Origin of the sequence: Mesorhizobium sp. ANAO-SY3R2, from assembly GCF_042466635.1 — a bacterium.
Lineage (GTDB): Bacteria > Pseudomonadota > Alphaproteobacteria > Rhizobiales > Rhizobiaceae > Aminobacter.
On the sequence record NZ_CP159955.1, the window covers coordinates 782,852 to 795,568 of the forward strand.

Here is a 12,717-nt window from a genome sequence, read left to right on the forward strand (position 1 = left end):
GCCCGTTTGTGGCGCTCACCAAGAATACCGTTTGTCTGCTGGATTTATTCCCGAAACCATCGCACCAGCCTTTCACAGAGGCGTGATGCGAGGACTTCGGTTTTTAATCGTCGCCAGCCAATTTTCGAACCGACCAGGCGTACGCCTCGTCCAATGCGGCGAATTTCTGCGACTGCCACAGGAAGTAATCGTCCAGGAAGGCGGAGGAAACCCACAGGATCCGCTGGTCTTCACTGGCCGACCAGCCCAGCAGGCCGCTGGCTTCCGCCTCCTTGAACATCCGCTTCAGGTTCGAGGCGGAGACGAAATAACTCTGCGCCAGCTCCATGAAGCTGGCTGGGCCGACGACCACCCTGCCATCGCCCGGAGTGAAGTCGTCGATGCGCGAGACGATCTCGTGCAGGATCATGCCGCCCAGTTCCGCCTTGAGGAAGGAATTGGTGCTTTCGGGCGGATAGCGCCACAGCGGGTTGGCGATGAGGCGCCGCGCGGCACGTGGCTGGGACAGCCTGAAAATCCTTTCGTCGGCCAAGCAGCGCTGATGGCGGCCGCCGCCGTCGAGTTCGTCGAGGCAGCTCATGTGCCCGAGGAACCATCCCATCATCGCCTCGCGGCTGGCATCGGTCGTGTCGAGCAGGCGGACCCGCTTGTCATGCGGATTGGGAATCTCCTGCAGGAATTTGTAGCTCAGGAGTTCCTCCAGGAAGGCCTTGGCGGTGTTGTGGCTGACCGCGCCGATGCTGGTGGTGATTTCGACCAGATTTGATGGGGTCAGGCCGGAGCGCGGGTCGTCGGCCGTACGCTCGAGCGTCAGCGCATAGAGCGCCTGGGTCATCAGCCATTTGCGATGCGATGCCTTGAGGCGCGCGAGCCGTGGCGTTTGATCGTGTATGGCGATCAGGTGGAGGGCGAGGTGCTTGTCGATACTGGGAAAGAGCGGGTGCTCCTTCAATTCAGTCGCACTCATTGCGGGCGATGTCAGGCGAGGGGAACCTTGAGCGGGCATGTGCACTGCAAATTCTTAGGTTCAGGTTGCCGAGCACCGAGCGTGCGCGGACGGACGTCCTATCTGCCCGATTCGTTTTCTTCGCGCAGCATCCGGCATCGCGGTTGGGCCCTCTCCGCGCGAGAACCGGATCTCGTCTCGGGGCGTAGTGTAGCTGCTGGCAACGCGGACGTTACTCGCCCACGGTCGAAAAGAACGACATGACGAAAAGACTAGCCCGCGCTACCCAAGGGTAGCGCGCCCTTCATGGTCGAGGCCTACTGCGACTACGAAATGATCCTCAGACGCGAGGCAATGTCGTCGGCAAGCAATCGCAGCTCGGGTCGCCGGCGCCCGGTCCGACGCAAATGCATGCACCTCCGCCATTCGGATAGGGCTTCCATGTGCACGAGCACTGCACCCCTGCATCGCTCGCGAGCATCCGCCCGTCTGTCGTCAACGCAAACCGCACCTTCACGTTGATCGGAACAGATACTTCGACGTATCCGGCTGCAGCATCATATTCGCCCGCGGCAAGCCGTGCCTCCGCTCGCGCGAGTCCGGCCTCGACAATTTGATCCTGAACGACGCGGCCCCAATCGGTTCCCCAAGGTTGGACGCGTCTTATGGTTTCGTGTGTACGCTCCTGAGTCATTGTCATTCCCCTCAATAGGTGACTGCCGAGCATATCACATGGCGACGCGGTTCGCTCATGGTCGGATCCCTGGCGACCTTTCCTGGGCGCTCGCAGGTAGTGGGCAGGCCGGCGAAGTGTGGACAGTAGGTGCCACCTGCCGCTTGAGCGGCGGTGCATCGTCAGGCCTCGGGGTGCAACGATAAAACCCCGGCACCAGGCGGGGGTCTGCAGTCGCTATTGCGGTTGCTCAGAATTTGTATGAGAGGCCGACCCGTACAGCATGTATCTGTGGGCTGATGTCCTCGACATAGTTGCTGATGACGACCGACTTGGAGCCAAAATCCGCAAAGCGGTACTCGCCGCGGATGATGATGTTGTCGGTAAGCGCATATTCGGCGCCGGCCCCGATGGTCCAGCCGTTGAATGATGCGGAATGGCTCTCTTCGTAGCCTGGGTCGCGACGGTCCGCTTTTCCACGAAGATACGCATAGCCGCCGGTGCCGTAGATCAGCCAGCGATCGACGGCATAACCTGCGCGCAGGCGCGCGGAGGCCATCCACTGCGCCTTGAAGCCGTTGATGTCGTCGGCGGAGCCGCCGTCGTCGCCGTCGATGCTCGTGGCATCGATATCCGCTTCGCCACCGAACACGAACGATCCGGACTGCCAGTTGTAGCCGGCAAAGATGCCGCCAAGGACGCCGCTGCCATTCGCGTTGTCCTGGGAAAGATTAGCTGGACCTGGGGGAAAAAAGCTAAAGGGCTGGTCGACGTTGCTCCACCCGCCACCGAATTGCAGGCCGACATAGCCGCCCGTCCAGGTGAAGCCTGCGGGGACGATTGGCACGGGCTCGTTCACAACCACGTCGGCTGCGAATGCGGAACCGGATATTGCAAACAGGAAAGTCGACGCGAACAGTATAGGCTTCATTCCCAGCCCCTCTCGTAAGGTCACCCGAGAACCGTAACTTGACAGGGCTGTATTACAATGTGCTTGTGCGTTTATGGTTACGATCGTGTCCAACTGTTGCGCCTTCGCAACAACGAGCGGTGATGCGGTCCGGTTTTGGGTTTTCCGAGTTCCACGACATGTCTAGCGCCGAAGGACAAGGCGCGCGCAACTTGCAGCGCAATGCGGCTTGAACACCGCATCCTGCAGCCGTTCAATCAGGCTATGTTGTCGATTTCATGCTGGAAATGGATGGTAGCGGGAAGTGGACTCGAACCACCGACCCCAGGATTATGATTCCCGTGCTCTAACCAACTGAGCTATCCCGCCAGGGAGGAGAAGGCTCGAAAAACTGTCTCGCGAGAGGCAGGCGTCGAAGCGTTTCGCCAAGGTCGGGCGGATATAATGTCCGGATGGCGAGCCTGTCAAGCAGTCTGGGTGCAGCAATTTTGGATAATTACCGAATGGCCCGTCAGCGCGCGGCACAGTTCGCGGAATCTGGAATTTCGAGCCGTGCCATTTCTTCGCCGGATCGAACAGATGACCTGGTGCAACGGGCGTTGCCTGGCCATTGGGCTTGCCCCAACTGGGCCTCAGCGGGCTGTTGGCAAGCGTAGTGCATGGCGGCTAGGCGATTTTGGCGCAGCAGCAAGGGTTGAGTTCGCAAGGTCCGGTCGTTATCTCTCCGCCAAGACATTCATGAGTACCCACCATATGAAACCGCGTATTGCAGTCCTGGGATGCGGATATTGGGGCGGGAATCACATCCGCACCCTGAAGTCGCTCGATGCCCTCCATGCCGTGTCCGATGTCGATTCGAGCCGCGCTGAGCGCTTTGCCGCCGAGCAGGGCTGCCTGGCCGTCACCCCTGACGAACTCTTTGCGCGCGACGATATCGATGCCGTGGTCATGGCCTTGCCGCCGCAGTTCCATGCCGACTTTGCGATTCGCGCCGTTGAGGCCGGCAAGGACGTGCTGGTCGAAAAGCCGATCGCGCTGACGGTCCCCGACGCCGAGCGTGCGGTGAAGGCGGCGCGTGACAATGGCCGCGTGTTCATGACCGGCCATGTGCTGCGCTTCCACCCGGCCTTCGAGGGTCTTAAGGCGCTGGTCGACAAGGGCGAACTCGGCGAGATCGGTTACATCCATTCTCACCGCCTCGGTCTCGGAAAATTTCACGCCGAAAACGACGCGCTGTGGGATCTCGCCCCGCATGACCTGTCGATGATTCTGGCGATCACCGGCACGGCTCCGATCGAGGTGCGCGGGGAGGGGGCGGCGCTGCTCAACCACCTCAGCGATTTCGCCCATCTGCACATGCGCTTTCCCAACGGCATGCGCGGGCATCTCTTCGCGTCCCGCCTCAACCCCTATCGCGAGCGCCGGCTGACCGTCGTCGGCACCAAGGGCATGGCGGTGTTCGACGATGTCGAGCCGCAGGAGCGCAAGCTTGCCGTCTACCGCCATGCAGTGTGGCAGGATGATCGCGGGCAGTGGACATCGACGATGAACGAGCCGACCTACATTCCGCTCGAAAATGCCATGCCGCTGACGCGCGAACTCGAGCATTTTATTCACTGCATCGAAACGCGCGAAGAGCCGCGCACCGGCGCTGAGGAAGCACTCGGGGTGCTACGCATTCTGACAGCAGGCACGGTTACGCACGACTGAGGTCATGGGACTAGGGCAGTAGGGGATTGGGGCGGTATTTGCCTGGTTGCCCTATTGCCTTATTGCCCTAGCTTTCTCGTCGCCCACCAGCCGACAAGGGTCAGGGCGGCAAGCCATCCCGCCACGATGAATGCGAGGCCCATCTTGCTGCGCGGCCTGACGGCCATTTCTGCTGCCTCGGCGCGGAAGGCAGCCATCAGCTCGGCAGGGATCATGCGGATCACGAGCCAGATGCCCGGAGGCACGATCAACAGATCGTCGAGATAGCCGAGCACGGGAACGAAGTCCGGGATGAGATCGACCGGGCTCAGCGCATAGGCGGCCACGCATGCGGCGGCGAGGCGTGCGTACCACGGTGTCAGCGGGCTGCGTGCCGCAAGATAGAGCGCCACGACGTCGCGCTTGAGGCGTCGTGCCCAGCGCTTCGCTGCTTCCAGCATAGAAATGAAAGTCTATTCGGCCGCGATCGGCCCTGGCATGGCGGCGAGCCGCGACAGCATCGCCTCGGCGTCGGCATGGCGCTCCGAACGCTCGATGAAGCCGCCGCCGAAGACGCGCGCCTCGTTGCCATCGTCGGAATACAGCACGCAGGCCTGGCCGGGAGCTATGCCCGACTCGCCGTCGACCAGTTCGACCCAGGTCGCGCCGTCGCGGTGATGCAGCACGACGGGACGTGGTGGGCGCGACGAACGCACCTTGGCGAAGAGTTCCAGGCCGCCCGCGGGCACGGCTGAAAGTTCGCTGTCACCCAGCCAGTTCATGTTGCGCAGGAAGATCTTGTGCGTTTCCAGCGCCTCGCGCGGGCCGACGACGACACGCGCGCGTTCGGCGTCGATATGCACGACATAGAGCGGCTCGCCCGAGGCCACGCCGATGCCGCGGCGCTGGCCGATGGTGTAGCGCAGGATGCCCTCGTGGCGGCCGAGCACGCGGCCGTCGATATGGACGATGTCGCCCGGATTGGCCGCCGAGGGCCTGAGCTTGGCGATGATGTCGGAATATTTGCCCTGCGGCACGAAGCAGATGTCCTGGCTGTCCTGCTTGGCGGCGACCGTCAGGCCCATGCGCTCGGCAGCGGCGCGCACGTCGGGCTTCGACATGCCCCGAGCGGGAAGCGCAGATAGTCGATCTGCTCCTGGGTGGTGGCAAACAGGAAATAGCTCTGGTCGCGGTCGGCATCGACCGGCCGGTACAGCGCGCGATGGGCGCCATTCTGCTTGGAGCGGATGTAGTGGCCGGTGGCGAGTGCGTCAGCGCCCAGTTCGCGCGCAGTGGCGAGCAGGTCGGCGAACTTGACGGTCTGGTTGCACGACACGCAAGGAATCGGCGTCTCGCCGGCGACATAGCTTTCTGCGAAGGGGTCGATCACTGCCTTGCGGAAGCGCTCTTCATAGTCGAGCACGTAATGGGGGATGCCTAGGGTCTCGGACACGCGGCGGGCGTCGTCGATGTCCTGGCCGGCGCAGCAGGAGCCGGCGCGATGGATGGCGGCGCCGTGATCATAGAGCTGGAGGGTCACCCCGACGACGTCGTAGCCTTCCTGTTTGAGCAGGCCAGCCACCACTGAGGAATCGACGCCGCCCGACATGGCAACGACCACGCGGGTATCTTCAGGGCGTCCGGGCAGGTCCAGGCTGTTCATCGGGGTTGCGTTCCGCTGTCTCTAGGTCGGTTGCATGCCAATGGCTGCTATATAGGTCAAGCCTCGCCGCAGTGCCACCCGAACCCTGCCGGTCCGCCATTTTGGGCGCAGAGCCAGCGAGCTGGGCGAATGGTTAAATTGCGGATTGGGAGTCTAACGATCCGTTCACGTTCGTTACTTACCCCTTAGTACACGCTTAGGCAATTTTTAAAGCTGTGGCGCTAATGTGGCAGGTGATTGGGTCTTTGAGTTTTTAGTAGAGAGTACGATGACCGATCTGGTTAGACCGCGTGTCAAATATGTTATCGGGCCTGACGGCAGCCCGCTTACGATTGCCGATCTGCCCCCGACCAACACGCGCCGGTGGGTCATCCGCCGCAAGGCGGAGGTGGTCGCCGCGGTCAGGGGAGGGCTGCTCAGTCTCGACGAAGCGTGCCAACGCTACAAGTTGACGACCGAGGAGTTCCTGTCCTGGCAGGCATCCATCGACGAATACGGCCTTGCTGGCCTGCGCACCACGCGCATCCAGCAATACCGTCACTGACACCGGCCGTTGCGGCCAAACCAACAAAGAGGGTGCGGCTTGCCGCGCCCTCTTTTCATTTGGGCCTAAGCTTCCGGTGAATGCGCTGGGAGTGCCGCCGCGCCGAGCCTGAATTCATCGATCTCGGCCACAATCTGCAGCACTGCTCGGTCAGATCTGAGGTGGGGCGGAACATTGCGCGCCGGACACATGGTCGCACGGGCGCAATCGATGGCCGGCGAAAGCGAGCTTGCCGGGCCTGGTCGAAGCGCTGCCGGGCAGCGCCATATCTCGAAAAAAAGCCGGGTTTCTAGCCGATCATCGCGCTGCGGCCGCCGCTTTCGGCTTCGCGGCTGCTGCGGTCTCGCGATTCCAGCATTTCCGCCTTGGAAAGCTCCGCTTCAGCTTCGGAGAGTAAGGATTCGGCTGCGGCGCGCTGTTGCGCCAAGTCGTGTTGGGAGTTCTTGAGGTTGTCACGTCGCTGGCGCGCGGCCTTGGCGAAGGTTGGATAGGCGAAATGATTGAGATCGGTGATCCCGGCTTTCTTCTCCTCGGCGACGATCTGCATCTCCAATTCGTTCGCCATGCGATCGAACTCGGCGATCATCGAATCAAGCTGCATCAGCTGCCGGCGCTTTTCGTTCACCTGAAACTGCTTGAGCCTGACCAGGTTCTCTCGTGATTTCATGCCCCGATACTCCCGAACACCGAAAAACGCACTTTTACTCACCCACTCCAGCCCCGAAGGACCCTGCCGCATCCGAACCAGCTCTCATTCCACGGCGATGGAAAACAAACTTTTAAAGTTTTTCGCCGCCGGTAACCATTCGTTTACGGGCATCGTTAATCATACCTCCCGAGACTTAAGACCCGGTAAAGATTCCGGTTTTCGCCGCGGATGAGGCGGGTCCGTCTCCGGGGTCGCTTAGTCAGCATTGTTAATGCGTCGCGTTAAGATGTTGACCCTGTGATTCATGTTTGGATTCAAGAGGGTGTATCCGCCGGTTAAAATTTCTGATATGGTCTTCCATACGAAATTAGGTTTTGTTAACCATTCGATGGCAGCCTCCGATTCAGGTAAGCACTGAGCCGGCATGGATTGGACCGCGAAGACGTTCCGGCAGCAGAAAAGGGGAATTTGAATGCGCGTTCTGCTGATAGAAGACGACAGTGCCACCGCACAAAGCATCGAATTGATGCTCAAGTCTGAAAGCTTCAACGTCTATACGACCGACCTCGGCGAAGAAGGCGTCGATCTCGGCAAGCTTTATGACTACGATATCATCCTTCTCGACCTGAACCTGCCGGACATGTCCGGCTATGAGGTTCTGCGCACTTTGCGCCTGTCCAAGGTCAAGACGCCGATCCTGATCCTCTCCGGCATGGCCGGCATCGAGGACAAGGTACGTGGCCTCGGCTTCGGCGCCGACGACTACATGACCAAGCCGTTCCACAAGGACGAGCTGGTTGCGCGCATCCATGCGATTGTTCGCCGTTCGAAGGGCCACGCCCAGTCGGTCATCATGACCGGCGACCTGATCGTCAATCTCGACGCCAAGACGGTCGAGGTCGGTGGCCAGCGCGTGCACCTGACCGGCAAGGAATATCAGATGCTCGAGCTGCTCTCGCTGCGCAAGGGCACGACGCTGACCAAGGAAATGTTCCTCAACCACCTCTATGGCGGCATGGACGAGCCGGAATTGAAGATCATCGACGTCTTCATCTGCAAGCTTCGCAAGAAGCTCGATGCTGCTTCCGGCGGCCAGAACTTCATCGAAACGGTCTGGGGCCGCGGCTACGTGCTGCGCGAGCCGGAAGAACTTCGAGAAATCGCCTGATTTTCTTGCGCTTTCCAGTCAAAGCCCGGCCTCCGTGCCGGGTTTTTCTTTTATGGGCCTCTTTGTGGGTGCCTTTCCGATTAGCGTTCCATACTCCGGATCATGTGCAAATTCGAAGTGTTGCGGTGTCCTTTGTGAGGTCGAAGGGGCGCACGGCGTCGTAATCAGGCGGCGATGTCGAAGGCGCGGAAGCGTTCGAGCAACTGCGGCCGGGTAAAGGGCTTCAGCAGGTAGCCCTGGGCGCCGGCGCGCTTGGCGCGCATGATCGCGCCGATGTCGACCTCCGTCAGGCAGATGGCGATCTGCGGCTTGACGTGAGCGGGCATGGCGCGCACGCGGCGGATGAAGTCGACGACATTCATGTCCTCGAGCGATCCGTCGACGACGATGATCTCCGGCATGTCGTAGGCGCACATGTCGAGCCCCTCGGCGCCAGTGCTCGCCTCGATGACGACCAGATCGGCGCTGTTGAGGATGCGTTTGGCGACTTTGCGGATGACGCTGGAATCGTCGACAAAAAGGCAGCGCTTCATAGTCCCGGACCTCTTGGGGGCGCCGGACGCGCCAAGCGCGCCGGTATTACTCGCGCCACCTTAGCGCGCGCCCGTAAAGAAGCCTGAAATCGGTATGGTAAAATTCTTGCCAACGAGGCCGATAGGCGCCGGGCCGATATCAGAAGCCTATCGCCTCATAAAAAGAGCGCCGCGCCGGGGAGGGCGCGACGCGTGACTTCAATCTTGATCTCAATGATGGGGGCGCGGGGCGGCCGCGCCTACTCGGCCGTCAGCAGGATTTCTTCCGGCGTGGCATGGATCGAGATGGTCATGCCGGCTTCCCGTGCGAGCAGCAGCGTATAGTAGGGCTGCACCGAATGCGCGTCGATCGGCTCATCCGGCTTCTGGCCGGAATGCAGTTCGAGGAATTTTGGCGGCACCCGCAGCATCGGGCCGCTGGACGAAAGGGTGAATTTCGGCGCGGTTTCGACATTTTCCAGCGTGACGCCGAGCTTGCCGCCGCGCGGGATGGCTGCTTGGGCGACGAGAATGAGATTGAGCAGCAGCTTGACCTTGTTCTTGGGTAGTAGCGCCCTTCCGCCGGTCCAGGTCAGCTCCGGCTTTTCGTTCTTGAGGAAGGCGAATGCGACGGATTCGGCATCGCCGGTGTCGATCAGCATGCCGGCGGAACCGGCAGCGCCAAAGGCGATGCGGGCAAACTGCAGCCGGGCCGAGGCGTTGCGCGCGCTGGTACGGATGAGGCGCATGGCGTCTTCGTCGGCGCCCCCCTCGTCGAGCAGTTCGAGGCCGTTGTTGATGGCTCCGACCGGTGAGATGATGTCGTGGCAGACCCTGCTGCACAGCAGCGCCGCGAGATCGGGGGCGGAAAGCGTCAACAATTCGGCCATGAACGGCATCCCTCACACAATGGCTTCAAGCTCAACATCGAGACCAGATCCCGCCACTGCGAATCAGGGCTGGTCGGCAGCAACCTTGGTTACACAGCGTCGCGCCAAGCGGCAAGAAACAGCCGAAGAACTTGCTGGAAATGCCGTAGTTTTGGCGCAAATCTGGCCTTTCCGCAGCGTTCTGCCGCCTTTGATCCGCCATCTTCGCCAGGCAATTTAATGGTTGAAAAAGGATTGCGGCATAGTTTGCCGGAGTAGGACGAACGAGCCGCCGAGCAAGAGCGGCAGTACGTCCGGGGCGTCGGAGAAAGTGTGCTCCCTGACGGAGATTTGGAAGCATGATTTCCCGATTCTATGGCCGGATGGTTGCCCGGCTCCTTGCCGCGATGTTCGTGGTTGCCGGCGTTCTGGCGTTCTCGACATCCGCCTCTCGCGCGCAGGAATACACCGCGCAGGAGATCCTCGATTCAGGTCACCGCTTCTTCGGCTCGACCTCGGGCGGTCTGGCAAGCGTGGTCGAGAAGGTCTTTTCGTCCTACGGCCTGCCGAACGGCTACATCCTCGGCGAAGAGGGCTCGGGTGCCTTTGTCGGCGGCCTGACCTATGGCGAGGGCACGCTCTACACCAAGAATGCGGGCGACCATAAGTCCTTCTGGCAGGGGCCGTCGCTGGGTTGGGACTTCGGCGGCCAGGGCTCGCGGGTGATGATCCTGGTCTACAATCTCGACGACGTGAACAATCTCTACGACCGCTATGCCGGGGTCGCCGGCTCGGCCTATGTGATTGCCGGTGTCGGATTCAATGTACTCAAGCGCGGCAACATCTTGCTGGTGCCGGTGCGCACTGGTGTCGGCGCACGGCTGGGAGTCAATGTCGGCTACCTGAAGTTGACTCAGCAGCCTACCTGGAATCCGTTCTGATTGTGTGAAGAACGGCGGACTGGGCGCCATAGCATTTGCAGCGCTACTGGATTCCTGTCATGGGAACATGGCAAACTCGCACCTGTCCGCAACGGGTAAAGCGCCTTGGTCCAGTCGATCCTGTTTTTCGTTCTCGGCTTCCTGACCGCCGGGTTCCTCATGTTGCTGGTTGCACCGGCGGTGTGGCGGCGCGCCGTTTCGATGACCAGGCGACGCGTCGAGGCCAAGCTGCCGATGACGCTGGAGGAAATCCGCGCCGACAAGGACAGCCTGCGCGCCGAGCACGCCATGGCGTTGCGGAAGGTCGAGGTTCAGCTCAAGGCCACGCAGGAAAAGCTGCTGTCCCAGGCGATCGAGCTTAGCCGAGCCCGCGAAACCAGGAAGGCGCTCGACAGCGAGCACGCCGAAAAGGGCCACGCTTTGAGCGAGCTCGAGGCCACTCGCACCGCCATGCACGACGAGATCGACAAGCGCGACGTGCAGGTCAAAGCGCTCGCCGCCCAGCTAGCCGAAGCCGAGCGGCTGCTCGAACTGCGGTCGCAGGAGATCGAGGAGATCGGCCGACTCTATGACGAGGCCACCTTATCGTCGAGCAATCGGCAGATCGAACTGGTCAGTCGCGAGGCCGAGATGGGCAAGCTCTCCGACGACATGCTGGCCCTGCGAAACCAGCGCAAGGATATCGATCGTCGCGCAAGCGAACTTGAGGTCGACAACAAGGCGTTGCGCGAGGCACTGAAGGCCGAGACCAAGCGCAGCGGCGAGGTGGACAGGAAGATGGAGCGCGCGGTGGCGCAACTGAGCGACCGCGATGACAAGCTCGAGCGGCGCGAAAGCGAGCTTGTCCGCCTTCGTGAACTGATCAAGCGCGTCCAACAGGCGCAGGAGGCATCCGCCATGACCAAGGGGATCGATCAATCGGCCGAGCGCGAACGCGTCGAGGCGCGCCTGACCGCGCTGATGCGCGAGAACAAAAGGTTGAAGGGCGAACTGGCACAGGCAGGCCGTGTTGCGCCCGCCGCTGGCGAGGATGCCCAGTTGCGCGAGCAGATGCACAACCTCGCCGCCGAAGTCGTGGCTCTGACGGCCCGCCTCGAAGGGCCTGAATCGCCGATCGCCCAGGCGCTTGCTGCCGGCAGCAAGGACAACAACCGGGTCAATGGCGAAAGATCGGACATCATCAGCCTGGCCGACCGCGTCAGGGCCCTGCAGAAGTCCGCCCCTGCCGAGTAGAGCCTTTTTCCTGCTTGAACCGGCGCCGCGCCCCATGTCGTCGCCCGAAGCTGACCATTTCCGAAAAGCGGCTCCTGTGGAAAAGGCGCGTGCTCAGCCTGCTGCGTCGGTGAAATGGTGCAGCGCTATCGCCGAGGCCGCCGCCACGTTGAGGCTGTCGAAGCCCGGTGCCATCCTGATCCTCGCCGTGGTCAGCCGCTTGAGTAGCGCTTCAGGCAAACCTTCGCCCTCCGTGCCGAGATAAAGCGCCAGCCGCTTTGGCCTGGCGATGTCGCGGATGTCGGACGTGCCGGCCGGCGACAGCGCCAGTTGCTCGAAGCCATGGCGGGAAAGCGCGTCGGCAAGCTCGCCGGCCGTGCCACCGACGGCATAGGGGACCTTGAGGGCGGCTCCCACCGATACCCTGATCGCCTTGCGGTAGAGCGGGTCGCAGCAGGTCTCGTCGAGCAGCACCGCATCCGCGCCGAAGGCAGCGGCATTGCGGAAGATCGAACCGATATTGTCGTGGTTGGAGATGCCGACCGGCACCGCCAGAAGAGCACGCTCGGGCAGGCTGCCCAGCAGTTCGTCCACCGGCGCAGGTGGTCCCTTGCGGCCGATGGCAAGGATGCCGCGATGCATATGGAAACCGGCGATGGCGTCCATGACGCTTGCCGATACGACGTAGACCGCAGTGTTTTCGGGGGCGAGGGCGAGTGTCTCGGCCAATCCGGCGAGGCGGTTCTCAAGAACGAGCAGCGACTCGACCTCGAACCGCCGTGCCGAGTACAGGACGTTGAGGACGACCTTGCCTTCCGCCACGAAACGGCCTTCGCGCCCGACGAGATCGCGTTCGCGGATGTCGAGGTAGGCTGCTACGCGCGGGTCGGCCGGGTCTTCGATGCGGAAAATATTCATGCATGCTCCATAGCGGAGGGCAG

The 12,717-nt window shown here is 61.8% G+C and carries 12 protein-coding genes, 1 tRNA gene and 1 pseudogene; 5 read left to right on the forward strand and 9 right to left on the reverse strand.

What is annotated here, in order from left to right; genetic code table 11:
• Positions 1–103 precede the first annotated feature (103 nt).
• The 3 genes from ABSY17_RS08525 to ABSY17_RS08535 form a co-directional block, all read right to left on the reverse strand.
• Positions 104–967: a hypothetical protein gene (locus ABSY17_RS08525; protein WP_378949243.1), complete on the reverse strand. Its 864-nt coding sequence runs from the start codon at positions 965–967 to the stop codon at positions 104–106.
• 902 nt (positions 968–1,869) lie between these two features.
• Entirely contained in the window at positions 1,870–2,643 is a 774-nt protein-coding gene (locus ABSY17_RS08530) for an outer membrane protein (RefSeq protein WP_378949246.1), read from the reverse strand.
• Between the two features lie 178 nt (positions 2,644–2,821).
• A tRNA-Met gene (locus ABSY17_RS08535) sits at positions 2,822–2,898 on the reverse strand.
• 384 nt (positions 2,899–3,282) lie between these two features.
• On the opposite strand from ABSY17_RS08535, the gene ABSY17_RS08540 reads away from it, so the two are divergent.
• Positions 3,283–4,239, forward strand: coding sequence for a Gfo/Idh/MocA family protein (locus ABSY17_RS08540; RefSeq protein ID WP_378949249.1), 957 nt, complete (start codon positions 3,283–3,285; stop codon positions 4,237–4,239).
• Between the two features lie 59 nt (positions 4,240–4,298).
• Here ABSY17_RS08540 and ABSY17_RS08545 read toward each other — a convergent pair whose 3' ends face one another.
• Complete coding sequence (locus ABSY17_RS08545; protein ID WP_378952527.1) at positions 4,299–4,685, reverse strand: YkvA family protein; 387 nt, start codon at positions 4,683–4,685, stop codon at positions 4,299–4,301.
• Positions 4,686–4,691: 6 nt separating this feature from the next.
• Positions 4,692–5,881 (reverse strand): annotated as a pseudogene (mnmA, locus tag ABSY17_RS08550) (tRNA 2-thiouridine(34) synthase MnmA).
• Between the two features lie 268 nt (positions 5,882–6,149).
• Between mnmA and ABSY17_RS08555 the strand changes: the two are divergent.
• A complete protein-coding gene (locus ABSY17_RS08555; RefSeq protein ID WP_013529904.1) occupies positions 6,150–6,425 on the forward strand; it encodes a DUF1153 domain-containing protein in 276 nt (91 codons plus the stop codon).
• 289 nt (positions 6,426–6,714) lie between these two features.
• Here the strand turns inward: ABSY17_RS08555 and ABSY17_RS08560 are convergent, their stop codons facing one another.
• Entirely contained in the window at positions 6,715–7,092 is a 378-nt protein-coding gene (locus tag ABSY17_RS08560) for a flagellar export protein FliJ (protein WP_378952530.1), read from the reverse strand.
• Positions 7,093–7,546: 454 nt separating this feature from the next.
• Between ABSY17_RS08560 and ctrA the strand changes: the two genes are divergently transcribed.
• On the forward strand, positions 7,547–8,242 hold the full coding sequence (gene ctrA, locus ABSY17_RS08565; RefSeq protein WP_018429116.1) for a response regulator transcription factor CtrA: 696 nt from the start codon (positions 7,547–7,549) through the stop codon (positions 8,240–8,242).
• Between the two features lie 164 nt (positions 8,243–8,406).
• Here the strand turns inward: ctrA and ABSY17_RS08570 are convergent, their stop codons facing one another.
• Positions 8,407–8,775 carry a response regulator gene (locus ABSY17_RS08570; RefSeq protein ID WP_378949254.1) on the reverse strand — a complete coding sequence of 123 codons (369 nt, stop codon included), beginning with the start codon at positions 8,773–8,775 and terminating at the stop codon, positions 8,407–8,409.
• 239 nt (positions 8,776–9,014) lie between these two features.
• Positions 9,015–9,644, reverse strand: a complete 630-nt coding sequence (gene chpT, locus ABSY17_RS08575) for a histidine phosphotransferase ChpT (RefSeq protein WP_378949257.1) — start codon at positions 9,642–9,644, stop codon at positions 9,015–9,017.
• A 386-nt stretch (positions 9,645–10,030) separates the two neighbouring features.
• On the opposite strand from chpT, the gene ABSY17_RS08580 reads away from it, so the two are divergent.
• A complete protein-coding gene (locus ABSY17_RS08580; protein ID WP_378952533.1) occupies positions 10,031–10,564 on the forward strand; it encodes a DUF1134 domain-containing protein in 534 nt (177 codons plus the stop codon).
• 105 nt (positions 10,565–10,669) lie between these two features.
• Positions 10,670–11,797: a hypothetical protein gene (locus ABSY17_RS08585; protein ID WP_378949259.1), complete on the forward strand. Its 1,128-nt coding sequence runs from the start codon at positions 10,670–10,672 to the stop codon at positions 11,795–11,797.
• A gap of 93 nt (positions 11,798–11,890) precedes the next feature.
• Here the strand turns inward: ABSY17_RS08585 and ABSY17_RS08590 are convergent, their stop codons facing one another.
• Complete coding sequence (locus ABSY17_RS08590) at positions 11,891–12,694, reverse strand: TrmH family RNA methyltransferase (RefSeq protein WP_378949262.1); 804 nt, start codon at positions 12,692–12,694, stop codon at positions 11,891–11,893.
• Between the last annotated feature and the right edge of the window lie 23 nt (positions 12,695–12,717).